This window comes from Mesorhizobium sp. WSM4308, assembly GCF_002294905.1.
GTDB lineage: Bacteria > Pseudomonadota > Alphaproteobacteria > Rhizobiales > Rhizobiaceae > Mesorhizobium.
Genome location: NZ_NSFW01000016.1, coordinates 164,988 through 184,766 on the forward strand (window position 1 = coordinate 164,988; position 19,779 = coordinate 184,766).

General features: G+C 64.0%; 13 protein-coding genes and 1 pseudogene. 11 read left to right on the forward strand and 3 right to left on the reverse strand.

The genetic code is table 11. From position 1 onward, the window contains the following. Positions 1 to 117: 117 nt before the first annotated feature. The 8 genes from tagH (at position 118) to CK227_RS27155 (ending at position 14,626) form a co-directional block, all read left to right on the forward strand. Positions 118 to 1,197, forward strand: a complete 1,080-nt coding sequence (tagH, locus tag CK227_RS27120; RefSeq protein WP_095775028.1) for a type VI secretion system-associated FHA domain protein TagH — start codon at positions 118 to 120, stop codon at positions 1,195 to 1,197. 263 nt (positions 1,198 to 1,460) lie between these two features. After that, positions 1,461 to 2,975, forward strand: coding sequence for a type VI secretion system protein TssL, long form (tssL, locus tag CK227_RS27125; RefSeq protein WP_095775029.1), 1,515 nt, complete (start codon positions 1,461 to 1,463; stop codon positions 2,973 to 2,975). Beyond that, on the forward strand, positions 2,975 to 6,505 hold the full coding sequence (gene tssM / locus CK227_RS27130; RefSeq protein ID WP_179296528.1) for a type VI secretion system membrane subunit TssM: 3,531 nt from the start codon (positions 2,975 to 2,977) through the stop codon (positions 6,503 to 6,505). Before tssL ends, tssM begins: the two co-directional genes overlap by 1 nt. Before the next feature lie 135 nt (positions 6,506 to 6,640). Next, positions 6,641 to 7,420 carry a PP2C family serine/threonine-protein phosphatase gene (locus CK227_RS27135; RefSeq protein ID WP_032933654.1) on the forward strand — a complete coding sequence of 260 codons (780 nt, stop codon included), beginning with the start codon at positions 6,641 to 6,643 and terminating at the stop codon, positions 7,418 to 7,420. Continuing rightward, positions 7,417 to 10,053, forward strand: coding sequence for a serine/threonine-protein kinase (locus tag CK227_RS27140; RefSeq protein WP_095775031.1), 2,637 nt, complete (start codon positions 7,417 to 7,419; stop codon positions 10,051 to 10,053). The genes CK227_RS27135 and CK227_RS27140 overlap by 4 nt, the downstream gene beginning before the upstream one ends. Positions 10,054 to 10,155: 102 nt before the next feature. Further along, the gene (locus tag CK227_RS27145) at positions 10,156 to 10,566 is read left to right on the forward strand and encodes a DUF1036 domain-containing protein (RefSeq protein ID WP_245318275.1); all 411 of its coding nucleotides are present in this window, start codon (positions 10,156 to 10,158) and stop codon (positions 10,564 to 10,566) included. Next, positions 10,563 to 12,998, forward strand: coding sequence for a M23 family metallopeptidase (locus CK227_RS27150; protein WP_095775032.1), 2,436 nt, complete (start codon positions 10,563 to 10,565; stop codon positions 12,996 to 12,998). The genes CK227_RS27145 and CK227_RS27150 overlap by 4 nt, the downstream gene beginning before the upstream one ends. Before the next feature lie 302 nt (positions 12,999 to 13,300). Further along, positions 13,301 to 14,626, forward strand: a complete 1,326-nt coding sequence (locus tag CK227_RS27155) for a caspase domain-containing protein (protein WP_095775033.1) — start codon at positions 13,301 to 13,303, stop codon at positions 14,624 to 14,626. An 84-nt stretch (positions 14,627 to 14,710) separates the two neighbouring features. Here the strand turns inward: CK227_RS27155 and CK227_RS27160 are convergent, their stop codons facing one another. Further along, positions 14,711 to 15,214 (reverse strand): OmpA family protein, encoded by a 504-nt coding sequence (locus CK227_RS27160; RefSeq protein WP_095775034.1) that lies wholly within the window; start codon positions 15,212 to 15,214, stop codon positions 14,711 to 14,713. Between the two features lie 210 nt (positions 15,215 to 15,424). Between CK227_RS27160 and CK227_RS27165 the strand changes: the two genes are divergently transcribed. Next, the gene (locus CK227_RS27165) at positions 15,425 to 15,961 is read left to right on the forward strand and encodes a hypothetical protein (protein ID WP_245318277.1); all 537 of its coding nucleotides are present in this window, start codon (positions 15,425 to 15,427) and stop codon (positions 15,959 to 15,961) included. Between the two features lie 46 nt (positions 15,962 to 16,007). Here CK227_RS27165 and CK227_RS27170 read toward each other — a convergent pair whose 3' ends face one another. Both CK227_RS27170 and CK227_RS27175 read right to left on the reverse strand, forming a co-directional pair. After that, positions 16,008 to 17,231: a caspase domain-containing protein gene (locus CK227_RS27170; RefSeq protein ID WP_095775036.1), complete on the reverse strand. Its 1,224-nt coding sequence runs from the start codon at positions 17,229 to 17,231 to the stop codon at positions 16,008 to 16,010. Positions 17,232 to 17,253: 22 nt separating this feature from the next. Continuing rightward, positions 17,254 to 18,297 (reverse strand): OmpA family protein, encoded by a 1,044-nt coding sequence (locus tag CK227_RS27175; RefSeq protein WP_245318279.1) that lies wholly within the window; start codon positions 18,295 to 18,297, stop codon positions 17,254 to 17,256. Between the two features lie 669 nt (positions 18,298 to 18,966). On the opposite strand from CK227_RS27175, the gene CK227_RS27180 reads away from it, so the two are divergent. Further along, complete coding sequence (locus CK227_RS27180; protein WP_095775038.1) at positions 18,967 to 19,401, forward strand: hypothetical protein; 435 nt, start codon at positions 18,967 to 18,969, stop codon at positions 19,399 to 19,401. A 167-nt stretch (positions 19,402 to 19,568) separates the two neighbouring features. Beyond that, positions 19,569 to 19,779, forward strand: a pseudogene (locus tag CK227_RS37055) (hypothetical protein); the annotation flags it as partial.

Sequence of the window (19,779 nt, forward strand, 5' to 3'; positions counted from 1 at the left end):
GAGGCCAAACAGAAGCAATGTCTAAACCGTGGCGTGCATTCATGTGAGGCGCACCTCTCCCACTGCGCTGGCAAGATGCTAGAATGCCTGGGATTTCAGGTTTGCCAGTGGCGTCGAATGTTCATTTCGCTCCAGATCAGCAATGTTGACAGACTGCCGCCAGGCATAGCGACCAGCTATGCCGCCCGCGACCGCAGCTTCGAAATCGGGCGCGAAAATTGCGACTGGACACTTACCGACCCCGACAAGTTCATCTCGGGCCGGCATTGCGAAGTCCACTATCAGGCGGGCTCGTTCTGGCTTCATGACGTCTCGCGCAACGGCACTTTCGTCAACGGCTCCAGCCAGCGCCTAAATGCGCCGCATCGGCTGACCCAAGGCGACCGGCTGCTGATCGGCCGTTATGTCGTCGCCGTTTCGGTCGACGAAGAGCGCGTCGCCACCGGGCATCCGCAAGCCAGGACCGGTTCAACGCAACGCGAGTTGCCGCCCACGACGGGAAGGCCGCTGGAACCTGGCAGCGCGCCATTCCACAATCCAGCGGGGCAGCGCCTGACCGAGGCGGCGCCGGTGCCGACGTCTTCGGCGCTGCAGTCCACCCCCGCTGTTCCGGCCAAGCAGTCGGCGGAAGCGGACGGGATACTGCGCGATATCGCCAAGGCGGCCGGCTTGTCGCCGGAGCTGTTGCAGTCGCGCGACCCGCATGACGTCGCTGCCGAGATCGGTGCGGTGCTGAGAACCACGGTCGAGCAACTGTCCTTGCTGCTCAAGGCGCGGGCGGCCGCCAAGGTGCTCGCCAAAAGCGCGCACCGCACCATGATCGGCGCCGAGGACAACAACCCGCTGAAATTCGTGCCGGGCACCGACGACATACTCGAGATCATGTTTGCCAAGCGCCGGGCCGGCTATCTCGATGCCAGGCACAGCATCGAGGATGCGTTCCGCGACCTGAAGACCCACGAAATCGCAACCTACGCCGCCATGCAGGCCGCGCTCTCGAGGCTGCTCGACGACCTGTCGCCGGAGGCGATCGCCAAAAGAATCCCGCCTGCGTCCTTTTCGTCCAGGAAAAGCCAGGCCTGGGACGCGCTCGTCGCAACGTGGCGGACGATGGAGGACAAGCACGAAAACGGCATGCTGGATGTCTTCCTCGCCTATTTCGCCGAAGCCTACGCCAAGGCTGGCAAGCAGAAATAGCCGCGCTCGGCAAATGTCGTCGGCAACGCTCTTACGGGCTGTGTGAGGGCCCCCCTGGAAGAAGCCGCTTCCTTGATCATCCTGCTTTCCGATTTCAATCGGCTTGCGGTGCGACTAGGATAGCGCATGGGTGCTTGCCTGGCTGGCAAAGCGGCGTGGCTTGGGGCGTGTGCAGGAATGTCATGTTTCGGCAAGATCAGTCTTTCCATCCGGCTCGCTGTTGATACCCAGCCTGGTACGCGCACCTCGACGGTGGCGCGCCGATGAGCTCGAAGGACGATCCTCCCGAGCCGCCGGACAAAACCGTCATCCGCGCGCCACGACCAAGGCAAAAGCCGCGCGTGGCTCCCGATGGTTCCGGCGCGCCATCACCCGCCAGGGAATCGACAGTGTTCGACCCCGGCCTCGGCCGCCAAATGCCCCCCGGCTGGTCGTCCGGAGCCGTGGTCTTTCAGGAAGCCGGCCACGGGGCTGAGCCCGCGGCGGCACCGGCGTTGCGGCAGGACGCCTTGCTCGACGCCACCGCTGGCGTGAAGTATGCCGCGCCAAATCCTATCCTTGCCGCCGCGGCCCCCTTGCTCATGCTGTTCGGTCAGCTGCGCCTGATACCGGTCGAACGGCAAGCCGCGGCCTTGGCGGCGCATATCGCAGACGCCATCGAGACCTTCGACCACACCATCGCCAAAGCCGGTATTGGGAAAGAAGACGCACGGATCGCGAAATTTGCGCTTTGCGAAACCGCCGACGATCTGGTCGGCAACCTGCCCTGGGCAAACAAGGAAACCTGGCTTCAGCACAGTCTGGTGGTGCAGTTCTTCCACATACGACCGACAGGAACCGGCTTCTATGAAGCGCTGAACAATATCCTCGCCAAGCCTGAAGCGCATTACGACCTGCTCGAATTGATGCATGCCTGCCTGTCGCTGGGGTTCGAGGGCCAGTATCGGGGATTGTCCGGCGAACGCAACGCACTCGAGCGCGTCCGGCGCGACGTCTACGACACGCTGCGCTATTTCAGGCCGCGCGCCGCCGAGGACATTTCGCCCCGGTGGCAAGGCATGGCGGCGGCGATGGCCAGGCCAGGGGGGCGGCTGCCTCTGTGGGCGATCGCAGCCGCTGCGGCGACCCTGGTGACGGCGGCCTTTTTCGGGCTGCGGATCCTGATCACCGATGAAGGCGATGCAACCGCCGGCGCGCTGCTGGCGCTCAATCCTTCGACCCCGGTCGCCATTGAACGCGCCAGCGTGGCGGCACCCGCCGAACCGGTGCAAGCCAAACCGCCGCCACCCGCTCCCCCGGACACCACGCAGATCGACCGCATCCGCGCGGCACTCGCCCAGGAGATCGCCGCCGGCGGACTGAACGTCGGCACGAAGGGCGACTTCATTGTTGTCGAGATCAGCAACCAGCTTCTGTTCGCATCCGGCCAGGCTGAGTTGAAGGCACAGTTCCAGCCGATCGCGGCCGATATCGCCACGGCCCTAGACGCCGAAGCCGGACCGATCGAGATCGTCGGCCACACCGACAATGTGAAGCCGAAGAAGTCGAGCGCGTTCAAATCGAACTTCGATCTCTCGGTCGCCCGCGCGAAGGCCGTGCAGGCGATGATCGCCAGGCAATTGAAGGATCCATCGCGTCTGAGCGTGGACGGCAAGGGCGAAGACGAACCCATCGCCGACAACGCGACGGCGGACGGCCGCGCCAAGAACCGCCGCGTCGACGTGATGATCCCGAAACAGGCGACCTTGCAGACCGGATCGGCGGAGAACGGCAACTGATGCGCTGGCTGCTGCGGATATTCAGCGTGCTGGCCTTGGCCGGCTTCTCGGCCGCCGTCTGGTATGCCGGACCGCTGATCCGCTTCGCCGATACCCGCCCGCTCGGATCCGTGTGGCTCAGGGCGGTCATCGTCGGCGTGACGGTGGCCGTGCTGGCGTTGTTCTACGGCATCGGCTTCTGGCAAAGGCGCAAGGCGCAAAAGGCGCTCGAAGCGGCCATCGTGCGCAGCGACGAGCGCAACGACGATGCACAGCTGCTCGAAGCGCGCATGAGCGAGGCCATCGCGACGCTGAAGCGGACAAGCGGCAAGCGCAACTTCCTCTATGATATTCCCTGGTACCTCATCATCGGCCCGCCAGGTGCCGGCAAGACGACGGCTCTGGTCAATTCCGGGCTGAAATTTCCGCTTGCGGGCTCCGGCAATGCCCAGCCGGTGGCCGGTGTCGGCGGCACCCGGTCATGCGACTGGTGGTTTACCGATGAGGCGGTGCTGATCGACACGGCCGGCCGCTACACGACGCATGAATCGGACCGCGAGCGGGACAAGGCAAGCTGGCTTGCTTTCCTCGGATTGCTCAAGAAAAACCGCGTAAGGCAACCGATCAACGGCGTGATCCTGGCCATCAGCCTCGCCGATCTCATCGGCCTCAACGACCAGCATATCGAGGCGCATGTGACCGAGATAAGAAACCGCCTGCGCGAATTGCACGAGACGCTGAAGATCCAGTTTCCCGTCTATCTGCTTTTCACCAAGGCCGATCTCGTCTCCGGCTTCATGGATTATTTCGGCCAATTCGACGAAGCGCGCAGGCGTAAGGTGTGGGGCGCGACGTTCCAGACCGCCGATCGCACAAGGAATATGGCCGGCGAGGCGCCGGCCGAACTCGACGGGCTGGCGAAGCGCCTGGCGGAAGAAGTCGTCGATCGCTTGCAGGACGAGGCCGACCCGGTGGCGCGCATCGCCATCTTCGGCTTCCCGGCACAGTTCGGTGCCCTCGGGAACCGGATAGCGCAGTTTATCGGCAGCTTGTTCGATGCCTCCCGATCGCATGTCAATGTCAGCCTGCGGGGTCTCTATTTCTCCTCTGGTACTCAGGAAGGAACGCCGTTCGACCAGGTGCTGGGCACGATCGGCCGCAGCTTCGGCAGCACCTCGCAAGCGCATTTTTCCGGCACCGGCAAGAGCTTCTTCCTGCACGATCTGCTGACCAATGTGATCTTCCCGGAATCGGGCTGGGTATCCTTCGACCGAGCAGCCGAACGGCGCGCCAGGCTCGCGAGACTTGGCGGCCTCGCCGCCATTGCGCTGGCGGCCTTGGCGGCTCTCGGCGTGCTTGGCCTCAGCTTCTTCGCCAACAAGTCGCTGATCGCCTCCACCAGGCAGGCGATGGCACAGTATCGCGACAGCGCCGATCCGCTGCTCAAGAGCACGACGGTGACCGACGTCGACCTCGAAAACGTCATCGGCCCGCTCGACCAACTGCGCAACCTGCCGGCCGGCTTCGAGAACGGCGACCAGGCAAAGCCGATCGAGGAGACGTTCGGGCTCAGCCAGCGCGAGAGGCTGCTGTCGGCCTCCAGGACCGCCTACCGACAAGCGCTCGAGCGGACATTCCGCTCCCGGCTGCTGGTGCAGGCCGAGCGCACCATCCAGGCCAGGATGGCCGATCCGATCGCGCTTTACGAACCGCTGAAGATCTACCTGATGCTGGGCGGCAAGGCTCCAAAGGTCGATGACGAATTGATCGTCTCCTGGATGAGGCAGGATTGGGAAGAGAACCGCTATCCCGGCGAGAACAACCGCGAGGGCCGGGCGCAGCTCGAAAAGCATCTGCGCGCGATGCTGGCGCTCGACGACGCCTACGATCCCGTCTTTGAACTCAACCAGCCACTGATCGAGGCCGCGCAACGCTCGCTTGGGCGCATGAGCCTTGCCGACCGCGCTTCGGCGCTGATCAGGTCGGCGGTCTATGCCGCAAGGCTGGAGGACCTCTCCGTCGCGGCGAAAGCCGGCCCCGAGGCCCAGCTGCTGTTCGAACGCATGGATGGCCGCGATCTCACCGATCTCAACGTTCCCGGGCTTTACACGCGTGCCGGCTTCAACCGCTTCTTCCTGCCGCAGCTCTCGCGCATCGCGCAAATGCTCGTCAACGACCAGTGGGTGCTCGGCGGAGGCGGCGAACAGGGTGGCGTCGACCAGGACCTGCCCAAGCTCGGTCCCGAACTGATCGACCGCTACGGCAAGGAATTCTCCTCCGCATGGAACCGCGTGCTCGACCAGCTCAAGTTCAAGGCGTTGCTCAAGGACAAGCCGCAATATCTCGCGCTTTCCGCCCTCGCCGCGCCGGACTCGCCTCTCGATCAGCTGTTCACCGCGATCGCCGATGAGACCGCATTGACGAAGCCGGACACCACGGCCGAGGGCGAGAGCAGCGCGGCGCAGGAAGACCCCGCCGGCGTGGCCAAAGGTCTGGCACGCATCGGCCTGCAGATCGCCGGCGGCAAGTCGCAGAGCCGAGCCGGATTGGGCTCGACCGTCGCACAGAATGCCGGCGCGAGCGTCGAGGCACAGTTTCGACCGTTCCAGGCCCTGGTCAGCGGCGCCAGTGGACGGCGGCCGCTCGATGCCTTGACACGGAATTTCCGCGACATCTTTCAAAGCCTCAAGCTTTCGGCCGATGTCCCTTCACAGACCGAACGCGTCAATGCCAACCTGCAGTTGCAGATCTCCACGCTGCGCGCCAATGCCTCGCGTCTTCCGAAGCCGCTTGCGCGCATGGTCAACGCGGCAGCGGACGAGTTCGAAGGCAATGTCGCGCAAGCCTCGGTGGCCAACCTCAACCAGAACCTCGACCAGACGGTCACACGAGCCTGCGAGGAGGCGGTCAACGGTCGCTATCCCTTTGCCAGTGACGGCACCGGAGAGATCCCGATAGCGGATTTCGCCAAGCTTTTCGCGCCGGGCGGGCTGATGGACCGCTTCTTCGCGCAGAACCTTGCGCCGCTGATCGACATGACCGGCCAGGAATGGACCTGGAGACAGGATGTCCGCTCCAGCCGCGACCTGGCGAAGTCGACCTTGAAATCATTTCAGTCGGCCGCCGAAATCCGCAGCGCCTTCTTCCCATCCGGTGGCTCGGTGCCGTCGGTTTCGATCACCATCACGCCTTTTTCGCTGAACAGCGACGCTGATAACGCGGTTCTCGACATTGACGGACAGACCGTCCAGAGCAGTCAGGCCGGGAGCGCGCCAAGCACCGTGACCTGGCCAACCAGCACGGCCTCTGGTTCCGCCAGCCTTAGCCTGATGCCGGAAATGCCGGGCCGCGACTCCGCTCTCAAATTCGAAGGACCGTGGGCCTTCAAGCGTCTGTTGGACAAGGCGACCATCACCGCCAATGGCGCCAACACCGAAGCCCGCTTCGTGATCGGCGGACGAGACGTCGCTTACACGATGCAGGCCGGACCGGGGGCCAATCCATTCCTGCTGCCGGCCCTGTCCGGCTTCAGCTGTCCAAAGGCGTTCTGACATGGCTGTGTTCCAGCGCGCCGCCTGCCGCAGCCCTCATTTCGGTACTCTAACGTATGGGCTTGTGGCAAAGTGGCCTGGGCACGCCGCCCATGATTGGTCACAGAGGACGCTCGCGAAGCGCTTGGTGGCAAATTGAGTTCTGTCGCCCTTCCCATCGAAAGCTTCGGCGTAAGCCATAAGGGCTGCGTGCGCGACCACAATGAGGACAACTACCTGATAGAGCCGCAGACAGGCCTGTGGGTGGTGGCCGACGGCATGGGCGGGCACGAGGCCGGCGAGGTCGCATCGGCCAGCATCGTCGATCATCTGGCGACGATCGGCATTGCGAGCTCGGCGCCGGACCTTCGCGCGCGCTTCGAAGACCGGCTGAGCCGCGCCAATTCCGAGATCCGCGACATCTCGCGATCGCGCGGCATCACCATCGGCTCCACCTTCGCGGCCTTGCTTGCAATGGACGGACGCTTCGCCTGCTTGTGGGCCGGCGACAGCCGCATCTATCTGGTCCGCAACGGTGTGATCTTTCAGGTCTCGAAGGATCACACCGAGGTCCAGGAACTGCTGGACCGCGGCATGATCAGCGCGGAGGAAGCGCTTACCTGGCCGCGCCGCCATGTCATCACCCATGCGGTCGGCGTCAGCGATGAGCTCGAGATCGATTTCCAGCAGGGCGAGCTGATGCCGGGCGATGTTTTCGTCCTGAGCACCGACGGACTGACGGCGCATGTCAGCGACGCCGAGATCGAAGCCGCGGTGATATCCGCAACGCCGCAGGCGGCGTGCCGAAGCCTGCTGGAGACGGTGCTGGCGCGCGGCGGAACCGACAATGTGACCATCGTACTCGTGAAGATCGGCGGCGGGCGCAACGGCGCGCTCCATTCGGATCGGTCCGGAGCGGAGAGCCTGGCGAGATGAGCGACGAGGACAAGACCCGGATATCGACGAACGACATCTATGCCGGCGTCGGCACGCAGCTCAGCGGCATTTACGAACTCGACGAGAGGATCGCCTCCGGCGGGATGGGAGAAGTCTATCGCGGCCACAATATCCAAACCGGCGACCATGTGGCGATCAAGATCGTACTGCCCGAATTCGCCCGCGATCAGACGATCCTGTCGCTGTTCCGCAAGGAAGCGTCGATCCTCAACCACCTGTCGCATGACGCGGTGGTGCGCTATCACGTCTTCACCATCGATCCGAGGATCGGCCGCCCCTATCTGGCGATGGAGTTCGTGGACGGCCAATCACTATTCGACGTGATGCGTCGCGGAGCGATGCCGGGGGGAGAAGTGCGGCGGCTTTGCCATCGCCTGGCTTCGGGGCTCGCCGCGGTGCACCAGGCGGGCGCGGTTCACCGCGACCTCTCGCCGGACAACATCATCCTGCCTGGCGGGCGGGTGGAGAGCGCCAAGATCATCGATTTCGGCATCGCCCGATCGGCCGCCGTAGGCGGTGAAACGCTGATCGGCGGGAAGTTCGCCGGCAAATACAATTACGTTTCGCCCGAACAGCTCGGTCTCTATGGCGGCGAGGTCAGCGAGCAGTCCGATATCTATAGCCTCGGACTGGTGCTCGCCGCGGCATTGCGCGGAAAGCCGCTCGATATGAGCGGCTCGCAATATGAGGTGATCGAGAAACGCCGGACCGTGCCGGACCTGTCTGACATCGACCCCGATTTCCAAGAGCTCATTGCCGCGATGCTGCAGCCGGATCCGCGCGATCGGCCGGCCAGCATGGCCGAGATCGCCAGGGCAACGCGTGGCGAGGATGTCGACGCGACATTGCCGCCGGCATCGTATGGTCCGCGTGACCGCGCGGGCTTGCCACGCGCCGGCTGGACGGCGCTGGCCGAGTCCGGGCCGCAGCCTTCGGCCTCCTCGGGCGAAAAGCACTTTGTTGAGCATGTGCGACCGGCGCACCTGTCACAACCCCGGCCTGCGCCAGCGCCCGCGCCGGCCAGCACGCCCATGCCGGCTGCGCCGCGAAAACCGTCGCGGATGCCGGCCGTCGCCGGCGGCCTCGTGACGTTGGCGGTCCTGCTGGGCGGCGGCCTTTACTTCAGCGGCGTCCTGGCGCCTCCGCCGGCCGAAGAGAAACTCAAGCCGCTGACACCGAAGCCAGTGCCCAAACCCGGTGTTGAAGCCCCCAAGCCGGTGGCTCAAACGCCGCAGCCGGATCAATCGAACCCTCAGCCGCCGGTGCAACCTCAGCCAGAGCCTTCAAAACCCGACAATGCCGCCACCATCGAGACGGTGAACCCACCTGCCCTGCCGGATGCACAGGTGAAGCCCCCGATGCCGGCCGAGAACCAGGCGGACGCCGCGGGCGAGCAGAAACCGGAGCCGGCCAAGCCTACCGACACCCCCATGCCGACCACCAGGCCCGAGGCGCCGCCGGCAACGGAAGCACGGCAACCCGCCGAGCAGGCGCCGGTAGCGCCCCCCGTCGGCAAGCCAGCGCCGCCTGCGGCCCAGCCCGAAACCACGGACAACAGTCAGGCGCAAGTGCCCCCGGTCGAGACCAAGCCTGCCCAGGAACCGACCGCGAACCCGCCGAAGACGTCCGCGCCAAGCCAGGCGGAGGCAGGGAGCAAGCCGGCGCAGCAGGCAAATCCGCCGGCGACAGAACCCAGTGCAACGGACCTGGTCGAGATCCTTTCCAAGCTGGCCAGGCCGGGGGCTTCCTCGCCGCCGGCCTCTGAAAGCCGGTTGCCGACGCAGCCGGCCAGCCCGCCGGCGAAACCGGCTGCCCCGCCCCCGACGGCCAGCCAGCCGATACCACCAACCTCGCCATCAGAGCCGACACAGATGGCGAAGCCGTCGCAGCAACCACAGCCACCGGCAACCACACGGCCCGATACCGAAGTCGCGATCGATGTGCCAAAGCCGGCGGTTCCGCCGGGAAAGCCGGTCGACGAGGCGGCGCAACGCGCCTCATGGGTGCGCGACTTCAGCGGCGGCGACTGTTTCTATGCGTCGCTGACATCGCAAACCGCCAGCTCCGCGGCCATCGAAGGCCTCGCGACAGCCGTGCAGCCCTTCGAGCAGATGCTCAACGATTTTCGCTCGAGGTTCCATCTCGAGCCGGACATCAATGTCCATCTTATCGAGCAGCCTCAGTGTGAAGTGACCAACTTCCTGCGCGTCCTCGACCGGAACCGTGTGGAAAGTCCGCAGCTCACTCTCGACCGGACATCGGTGCCGGATGGCGCGCCGATCAGTGGCACGCTGGTAACGCGTGGCGGGCTGGTTTCCAACGTCATGCTAATCGACCACAGGGGCATCGCCTTCAACCTCGATGATCGCATCGTGGCGCAGACCGACAAGGCGACCTTCAACATTCCGATCGGTCTAGGCGCCGCCGACAAGTCGGCCGGCAAACCCCTGCCGCAGATCATGCTGGTGATCGCCGGGCCGAAGGACATCCAAGCCGCGATGTTCTCGAAACCGACGCCGGTCTCCGAGCTTTTGCCAAAGATCCTCGAGGAGATCGGCGCCGACGGCTTGCAGTTCTCCGCCACCGCCAAGTATTTCCGGCTCGGCGGATAGATATGAACGCCGATGGACCTTCGCCCCTCGCATTCATTTTGCCGGCCTTCGTCACACGCAAAGCGTAGCTGGCTTCGATTGTTGGCGGATTTCTCCGGCCGCTTGGCATTCTCCGCGCTGTCCGGCGCGGCGCTGCTCGTTATCTTCTCGACCGACAGCGCGCATGCCGAATTCACCGTCTGCAACCAGACGCTCGACGTCGTCAACCTCGCCGTCGGACAGAAGGTCGACAATGCCGACCAGACCGACGGCTGGTGGACCATCGGCGCCAACCAGTGCGTGAACGTCATCCGCGAGGAACTGGCCAACCGCTACATCTACCTCTACGCGACCGACGTGTTCGGCCATGCGATCCTCAACGGATCGACCGAGATGTGCGTTGATCGGCGCCGCTTTTCCATCCGTGGCATCGAGGAGTGCTGGCAGCGCGGTCATATCGCGGCGCATTTCGTCGAGGTCGATACGCTGGAGCAGGTGCGCTGGACCTATTTCCTGACCGGAAATAGCCCGTGACGCACAGCATCGACACGAGCTTCAAACAGAAGAGACTGGCACGCCTGGCCGAGCGCAGACGCAAACTCTGGCGCCGCGTTGTTGCTGGCGTTGCAACGCTCACCGTCATCGCGATCGCCACCGGCTTCTATCTTACCAAGGACAACTGGTCGTTCGGCGACGAGGATGAGGAACTGCATCCCGTCGAAGGCATGGAAGACGTGCCGCCCGACGCCTCGGTCTATGTGCCGGCCATCATCGACCTTGCCGGTGACCCGATGTGGATCACGCTGGCGCCCGACGCGGACACCGCCACGAAGGGCCACACGGTTGCGCGCCCGGCCGAACTCGACAGTTCCGGGGCCTCGCCGCAGATCGAGATTCTGTCCGACGTGATGCTGAGCGCCAGCGAGAAGTTCATGACGACGATCCCGTCGACACAGGAGGATTTTGCCTTCTTCAAGGCGCAGCGGCAGACTGCTGCGAAGTCTTCAACCGCAGCGCCTGACGATCAGCAGCCGACCTCGCCCGCACCTGCTGTGGCGCCCAACGACCAACCGGGCGATCTGGCAAACGACCTGCAGGCGCCGCCGGACGAGGGCGAGATCCCCGCCGGCTCGGCGCCCAAGGCCGACGCGGACGACCCCGAGGCCGGCTGGGGCGAGACCATCGACCAGGGCGAGGCAGCGCTCCCCGCCTTCAAGAAAACCGCGATCGAAAACAACACCACCGTCGCCACCGTCACCAGCGAATATCAGCGCTTCGCGGCGACAGAGGACACTTTCGTGAAAATCCTCAACGACCGCAGCCTGGATAGCGTGGCGCTCGACGCGCATTTCTCCGCGGACGACGCCAGGCTTGCCGGCGAGGCGCTGAAGGCGGTGTTCAAGCGCGACGGGCTCGAGGCCGGTTTCGTGGTCGCCATGCGCGGCTTCCGGCCGAACCGCGAGACGACCACCATGTCGCTGATGCAGGTCTCGGTCTACGCCAGGAACGTCTATGTCGGCACGCTGACGCGCAACACGGCGGGCGCCTTCGTTTCCGGCGTCGACCCCTGGGTTCGCGAGGACCTCTTCAACTATTCCGGTGCCTCGGACCAGGGCGGGCCCAAACGGCAGTACCGCCTGCTCGACGCGATCTACTCGACCGCGGCACGAAACAAGGTGCCGACCAGCGTGATCGGCGAAGCGATCATGTATCTGTCGAGGGGACAGGATCTCGACGCTTTCGCCAGCGAGGACCAGCGCCTGGTGATGATCTACTCACAGACGCCGCGCGACCAGGGCGAGATCTCCGGACGGGTGCTTTACGTCGGTGTCCTGGGTAAGGACAAGAACCTCGACTGCTTCGTCTTCCAGCAAAGCGACGGCCAATACGCCTGCGTGACCGGCGATGATCAGGTCCGCTCGCTGAACGTCACCAACGGCATGGTCACGCCGGTCGCCGGGGTGATGACGTCGACCTTCGGCCCGCGCAAGCATCCGATCCTCGGGACGGTTCGGATCCACAAGGGCGTCGACTGGGCGGCTCCGGTCGGGGCGCCGGTCATGGCCGCCTTCGACGGCGAGATTTCCTTCCAGGGCGATGGCGGCAGCTATGGCAATCTGGTCAAGATCACGCATGCCAACGGCCGCGAGACGCGCTACGCGCACATGCAAAAATTCGCCATCGCAAGCGGCGTCGGCACCAAGGTGAAGGCCGGCGACGTCATCGGCTACATCGGCACCACGGGGCTTTCGACCGGCCCGCATCTGCATTTCGAGCTCTACGAGAACGGCGAGGCGATCGACCCGCTCGGGACAGTCACCACGGTCGCCACCGCCGTTTCCGTCAGTTCCGGCGGGCCCGGCGATTCCGCGGTCGAGACGCTGACCGACCGGATCGTCCATGTCGAAAGCGGCGGCAGCGCACGCGCCAAGAATCCCAACTCGTCGGCAACCGGCGCCGGCCAGTTCATCACCAAGACCTGGATCCGGATGATGAATACCTATCGTCCCGACCTTGCCCGATCGCTTTCGACCGCCGACCTGCTCGCGCTTCGCTATGACGCGACGCTGTCGCGCGAAATGGTGCGCAACCTGGCGCGCGAAGGGGAGGCCTATCTGCGCGCCCGCGGCCACCAGATTACCGCCGGGCGTCTTTATCTCTGCCACTTCCTTGGCATGGAAGGAGCGCACCAGGTGCTGGCCGCGTCCGGCTCGTCGCAATTGACCGCCGTTCTGGGCGCAGCCGTGATCCAGGCCAATCCGTTCCTGACCGGCAAGACCGTCGGCTACGTCATCGATTGGGCCGAGCGGAAAATGGGGCAGAAAGTGCCGCGCGTGGCGACCGATCAGAGCCAGCCGGCGACAACCACGACCGAGGTCCGGCAGACGTCGCCGGAGTTCGAGAAATACAAGCAGGCGATAACCGCGTTGCTCAATTCAATCCAAGAGACGCTTGAGCCGGGCTGAGCAATTCCAGGAATAGTGTGAACGGTTTTCCCGGGAAAAGCGCGTAGCGCTTGCCCTCGGTAATTGCGTCAAAACAAAGAATTGGATCGTCCCGGCTCAAGGGCGGCACGATCGCCTGCTCGATCGGTTTTGACACCGGCATTTCGGCAAATATTTGCTGAGGCCAGGTGCATTCGGTGAACCTAAGCCGTCGTCGGGGCTACACAAGCCTGAGAGCCATTTTGGCAGAAGCGACTTATGGCTGACGAAATGAGCATGCGCAGAGATCGATAGCGTGCCCCGATGGGCCGGAGGGCTGATCCATGAAACTGTTTGCCATCCTTTTGAGCGGAGTTGTCCTTTCCATCCTTGCCGCCTTCGGCGTCCAGGCCGCAACGGCCGGGGGCAAGCGTGTCGCGCTGGTCATCGGCAACAGCAAATATGTCAACGCCGTCGCCTTGCCCAACCCGGCGAACGACGCCCACTTGATTGCGTCGACGCTGCGCAACGCCGGCTTCGACGTGATCGAAGGCGTCGACCAGGACAATGCCGGCATGCATGGCCTGATCAGCAAATTCACCGAAGAATCCTACAACGCCGACCTCGCGGTCATCTTCTACGCCGGCCACGGCATGCAGGTCGACGGCAAGAACTATCTCATACCGGTCGATGCCGATCTGACCTCGCCCGCCTATCTCAAGACCCGCACGGTTCAGATCGACGAGTTCATGGCGGCGCTGCCTGCCGATCCCGCTGTTGGCATCATCATTCTCGATGCCTGCCGCGACAATCCGCTGGGTCGTACCCTGGCTGCGGCTCTGCCCAAGAGCCGCTCGCTTGGCGCCGGCCTCGCGCCGGTGGATGCAAAGGCGGACGGCGTCGGCACCGGCGGTGTCCTGATCGCTTACGCAACCGATCCCGGCGCTATCGCTTTCGACGGTGACGGCTTAGACAGCCCCTACTCGCTGGCGTTGGCCAAGCACCTGACTGAACCCGGTGTCGAGATTCAGAGCGCGCTGACGCGCGTGCGCGGCGACGTGACGGAAGCAACGCAAGGCCGGCAGCGCCCATGGCACAACGCATCGCTGGGACGCGAGGTTTTCCTTGGCAAGCCGTCGGCACAAGCCGCGGGGGCGCCGATCGCCGATGCAGCTGGGACGACGGCCTCGCCTGCCCCCGCGCCGTTGGCCAGCGATCCGCCGTCCTGGGAGGTCGAGCAGCGGCTTTGGGACGAGGCTTCGAAGAAGAATGCCATTCCCTATTACGAGGCCTATCTCGACCAGTTCCCGAGCGGCCCCTTCGCCACGGTGGCAAGGCTCGACATCGACCAGCTGAAGGCCCCCAAGGCGGGCAAGCAGGTCGCGGCGCTCGACACGAGCGATGCGGACGCGAGTGCCGGCTCGGCCGTTCGTACCTCAGCCGCCGACCAGGTCCGCGCCGCACCACCGAAGAAACAGGTCGTGCAGAAGACCCGCACGCTGAAACCGGTGGCGCAGCGGAAACCGCGAAGACAGCAGATCGTCGAGCGCTGGCGCAACAGGGAGATTGTGATGCGCGACGAGCCGCGCCGGAGAGACAACAATGACTTCCTGACCAAGGCGCTGATTTTCGGCAGCGGCGTCGTGATCGGCGGCGCGATGAGATATTGATCATGGCCAGTCAAAGGGAACCTGCTCTGGACGAGTTCCCTTTTGCCGCCATCGCTGTCGACGGATCGGCCTGGCGGCGACCGCCTACTCCGTCCTGATGCGCATTTCCACGCGCCGGTTGACCGGATCGTAAGGATTGGCGACACGCGGGTGCGACTTGCCAAGGCCGATTGCTTCAAGCCTGGCAGGTTCTACGCCGTTCGCTTCGAGGAAAGCCGCCACCGACTGGGCCCTCCGCTGCGACAGGTCCTGGTTGTAGCGATCCGGGCCGGTTGCATCGGTATGACCTTCAACGACAAAGCTGAACGTGCTCAGCCGATTGTCCTTCAGCGCCTTGGCGAACTCGTCGAGTTCGGTACGCGCCGTCTGGTCGAGTTGCGCGGAATCAAGGGCGAAATTGATCATCATGTCGAGACCGGTCTTTTGTGCAGCCGAGCCAGTCTTCTCGGCCTTGCTCTTGCACTCTTCCTCCGTGCCGACGCAGATGCCGCGCGCGGCACCCAGATTGCCGGGCTGTCCGGCGAAGAACTTGACGATGTCTTCCGATTTCTGAAGCGGATCGGCAAAGGCGTGCGTTGCAAGAAGCATGGCCGCCAATGCCAAGGCTGAACTGCCCCATCGCATGACCGTCACTCCTGTCCAAGAGGATTTCGCTGGCGCATCATATCAAATCGGCAAGCGATTGTCTGTGAACAAACGCAAGCCGCCCTTGGCCGCCCCCTGCCAACGACTGACGCTTGACCGGCGCTCGGCCACAGGCTTGAGTGCTGTTCTGGTGGTTCTTGGGGTGTGGCAGCCATGGCCAATGAACTCGGATACAGAACGGCACGGGATCTGTTTCTCGCTTGTCCCGCCATCGCCAGGGACATGAAGTCGCTGGCCACCGGCCAGCCGCCGCTTGATTTTTGCCGAGCCTTGCTTGCCGGGCGCGTGCCGGAAGAAGCAGTCACGTTCTGTGCCTACCTGCTGCCCGAGCGAGCCGCCGTCTGGTGGGGACATGAATGCCTGAGCAATCTCGCCGAGCTCCTCGCGGACCGGGATCTCGAATTGCTGGCGCTTGTCCACGACCGCGTCGGCGAACCTGACAATCCCCACCATCAAGCAGTCTTGAGCAATTCCCTGGACCTGCCGCCGGCGACGCCGGCCGCCTGGATCGCTCTGGCAGCGGTATGGCGCGATCCGACCCTCGACATGGTGTCGACCGGATTTCCTGCCGCCCATGCCGTGAATGCCGGAATTCTGGCCGGGCTGGCCCGCGCCTCGCTGGCGGACCGGTTTTCCGTGCTTTCGGCCTTTGTCGAAATGGGCATCCAGATGGCGGAGATGGCGACGTAACGGCATTCGCCGATCGCTGCCCGTCATCGCTGGTATCAGGCCGGCATTATTGGCAGCCGCCTTGCGCCCATCTGGCCAGCGCGACCTTGAAGCGGGTACCGAGCGGATGCTGCAGGCGCAGGACCGAGACGTCGTTGGCGGCGAAATTTTTCGCCTGCTCGCAAAGCCGGACCTCATTCCACTCATGGCAGTTGTTGCAGTGCTTGCCTTGCCAGACCGATTTGTCGAGGCCTTCCACCGGACTGAAAAGCGGTTCGCTCTTGATAAGTTGGGCGATGCTCTTGCCGTCGATCGCGGGGTCGCCGAACTTCACGGGACGATCGAAAAGGATAGGACCGTCTGTAGCCAGCTTCGGGATTTTCGCACGCAGCGTATCAAGCGCAAGCTGGTCGGCATTCTGGCCTGGCGAAGCGCCGGTGTTGCGCGTGTCGGATCCGGCTTCAGATTTCGGGGGGCTCGCCTCGCCGACGATCAGCGGCGCCTTGAGATCGACCTTGTGCAGGACGACCTCGGTGGTCAAGGAAACATTGATCCAGGGGCGTTGCTTGCCGGCGGTCGCCTTGAAGACGTCGCTGGTCACCCTGTTCATCGCTTCGGTGATGGAGACATTGGATTCCCCAATGTGCTGAAGCAATGCCGTCGTGAAGGGCGAGTGATCGCCGGACCCGTCATAGGCGAGCTGGTTGGGACTGGCGGCAAAGGCGACGAGCGTTCCGGCGCCGCCATTCTCGATCGGAATTTCCGCAAGGCCGCTGCTTGCACCCTTGACGCCGGCGGTCTTTGCCAGCACCTCGGCCAGAGGATTGTCCCGGCATGCGTCCAAAAACACCAGCCTTATGCTGGTCTCGCGAGACATCTGGCGCAAAATGAAATCGACCGACACGGCCTCGAAGTCGAGCGAGGTCTCGTCCTCGAGCGCGGCATCCACCGGAAGCAGATAGTTCTTGCCTGAAACCTGCAGGCCATGGCCGGCATAGAAGAAAAGCGCCACATCGGCGCCGCGCACCTGCTTGGCGAACTGGGCGACCGTGGCCTGCGTCTGCTGCTTGGTGAGGTCGAAGCCGGATATCACCTCGAAACCAAGGTTCTGCAGGCGATCGGCCATCGCTTGGGCATCGCGTGCAGGATTGGCGAGCGGCGCTGCGTGCTGATATTGCGAGTTGCCGAGCACCAGCGCGATACGGCGCTCGGCACTGGCGGCCGTCGAGGTCAAAAGCAGGACAAGGGCGACAAGGCCGGCGCCGCGAAGCAAGACGGCGCAAAAGGCCATTGTACGGGAACCCACCCCGACCTCAGTTCGCGAGCTTCATGGCGGAGAACTCGATCCGCCGGTTGAGCGCCTTGTTCTTCGGCGTGTCGTTGGCGGCAACCGGGCTCTCCTCGCCATGGCCGGCGGCAGTGATCTGCTGACGCGGCACGCCACCGGCGACCAACGCATCGGCAACCGCCTGCGCGCGCCGTTCGGAGAGCGCCTTGTTGGCCTCGGGCGAGCCGTCCGAGTCCGTATAGCCGGAGACCTCCACCTTCAAGGTCGGGCATTTGCCGACGACACCTTCGACTTCGGTGAGCAGCGGACGGCTCTTGGCATCGAGCCGGGCGCTGGCCGGACGAAAGTAGATGGCGCCGGTGCGCGACAACACGGCAAACCGGTTGAGGCACTCCTCGTCGCTGAAATTGGCCTTCGCCGCGTCGGTGGCCACGGGACCGACATCGGCGGTGCCGGCAGCGACCGTCTGCACCGCGGCCGGCTTGCTGCCTTCGGCGACGAAGACGAAGTCGAAGGACACCGAGGCGGTGGGCACGATGTTCGTCACATTGGCGGCCTGCTGCAGCTTGTCGACGTTCGGCAGCAGGCCGAAATCCTCGACATGCACCGCGACGGGAGCCTCTGACGCGACGGAAACCTGGGTGTCGCTGATCATGGTGACGACGACGCTCGCCTCCAGATCCTTGTCGACGCCGTGCAGGCTCAGCCGGAACGGCAAGCTTGCCTTGATCCGGCGTTTGGCCGGCAAGTCGGCAAAGGCCCCCGGGTCCACCTTCGCCGTCAGCTCGGCCGTCGGATACTTGAATGTTTCGAAGAACAGGAAGCGCATGCGCACATTGCGCAGGTCGACGCCGGTGTCGACGGAATTGAGATCGAAGCTGACCTTGGCGTCACCCGCAGCGCTGAGCGTGCCGGTGATATTCCTGATCTTGTTGGTCTCGACGATCGTGTTCTTCTTGACCGACTGATAGGTGAGCACCGAGGCGTCAGGATCGAGCGTCCAGTTCGGCGCGGCGTTGGCGGCGTGCGGTTCGAAGACCAGCAAGCCCAGCAGCGCGGCAAGGACCAAACTAAAGGCTCCGGCCTTCGCGCGCACTTTTCGACAGAATACGACGACTTCGAACATGGAACGCCCCCGCCAGGACAACCTATCTCGATACCGCAGGAGATGGCAGCATAGAGCAGTTGCCCTTGCTTGGCGAGCGGTTACGGCAGGCCATGGTAGCCGCGATGCCAGGGTATGAAGTTACCTTGTTGATCTCCGTCACCAGCTGCTACCACCGCCGGAACTACCGCCACCGTTACCTCCACCCAAAGGAGCGACGACCGGCGGGGCTTCGGTTTGGGCCGGCTCGATCGTGCGAACGGCCTTCGCCCGGTGTTGGTGTTTCGTCGTCGAGGCCGGATCGACCCTGGGCGTCACCGTTGTGCACCCGGCAACAGCCAGAGCGCCGGATAGAATTGTCGCGACGATTGCCTGTTTTGATGCCCAACCCACCACATTGCCTTCTTGTTGATCAGGCCGCACGAAATCTGCCCCTGCCGTTGGAACATTAGAGATCGATAACGGTTCTTTCGCTTATACCGCTGTGTGGTGTCGGCTGAAGGTCGCTTGAGCAACCCGAGCGGCTCGCGCCCATGATCTCTTAGCCGCGAGCTCTCAGACGTCGAGCTGAAGACCCTAGGTCGAAGACGACAGGCTGCGGACGCCGCTGAAAGCTAAGAACAGGAGCTAATCATGAAACATCAGACACTTGAGGAACTGCAGTCGATCGCCGACATCAATCCGAAGGCGCCGGCTCTGCCGATGACCAAAAAGCAACGGATCGAACGGTGGGCAGAACTGCTCGAAATGAATCCGTCGCGCTGCCTGACCGCGCTCACCGGTACCGAGCGTCTTAACTCCGGGCTCCGCGAAGAGGCACGGGCAACCGGGTCGCCGATCACGGTTGCCTTCGATGATTCATTGCTGCGTGCATCGGGCCTGAAATCGGACACTTACGGCGAAGCCAAGCGCTTCTTCGAACTGTCCGACTGGCAGTTGCACGACATCGTCTGCAGTTGCCATGCCGGTGCCACGATGCGGGCCGACTGGGCGGCCGGCAGAGTGCGCAGGGTGCTCGGAGGCAGCAAGGTTCTTGCATGGCTGAGAAGTATAATGGTGCACGGTTGAGCGCCAGACGCTAGGTCAGCGAAGACGCCACGCCGCCTCGGCTGCAAAATTGCCAGCTGGCGAGGCGGCGCTCGCTGGCCTGCGGGGTTTTGCGGAGCATGTCCTGGAGTGGGGCCGGCGACTTGGCCTTGCTGCGTCATGGAAACAGGTACTGGCGGGGTGCATCGATGGTCAGGCTCCTTCTCCTCGTGGCTGCGGCGCTTGCCCTCACTTGCGGCGGGACAGCGGCGGCCAAGCTGGACCTCGCCACTGTCAATCAAGCGCAATTCTCAGCCGAAGGATCGAAAGGCTTCAGCCCGGTTATCCTGAAAGCGCAGATACTTTTGGATCGCGCCCGCTTCTCGCCAGGCTTGATCGAGGGCCGCTTCTCGGAGAACG

Excerpts from the sequence above, each read along its gene's own strand:
- tagH (WP_095775028.1), top strand. The coding sequence starts at position 118 with ATGTTCATTTCGCTCCAGATCAGCAATGTTGACAGACTGCCGCCAGGC.
- tssL (WP_095775029.1), top strand. The coding sequence starts at position 1,461 with ATGAGCTCGAAGGACGATCCTCCCGAGCCGCCGGACAAAACCGTCATC.
- tssM (WP_179296528.1), top strand. The coding sequence starts at position 2,975 with ATGCGCTGGCTGCTGCGGATATTCAGCGTGCTGGCCTTGGCCGGCTTC.
- CK227_RS27140 (WP_095775031.1), top strand. The coding sequence starts at position 7,417 with ATGAGCGACGAGGACAAGACCCGGATATCGACGAACGACATCTATGCC.
- CK227_RS27155 (WP_095775033.1), top strand. The coding sequence starts at position 13,301 with ATGAAACTGTTTGCCATCCTTTTGAGCGGAGTTGTCCTTTCCATCCTT.
- CK227_RS27160 (WP_095775034.1), bottom strand. The coding sequence starts at position 15,214 with ATGCTTCTTGCAACGCACGCCTTTGCCGATCCGCTTCAGAAATCGGAA.
- CK227_RS27165 (WP_245318277.1), top strand. The coding sequence starts at position 15,425 with ATGGCCAATGAACTCGGATACAGAACGGCACGGGATCTGTTTCTCGCT.
- CK227_RS27170 (WP_095775036.1), bottom strand. The coding sequence starts at position 17,231 with ATGGCCTTTTGCGCCGTCTTGCTTCGCGGCGCCGGCCTTGTCGCCCTT.
- CK227_RS27180 (WP_095775038.1), top strand. The coding sequence starts at position 18,967 with ATGAAACATCAGACACTTGAGGAACTGCAGTCGATCGCCGACATCAAT.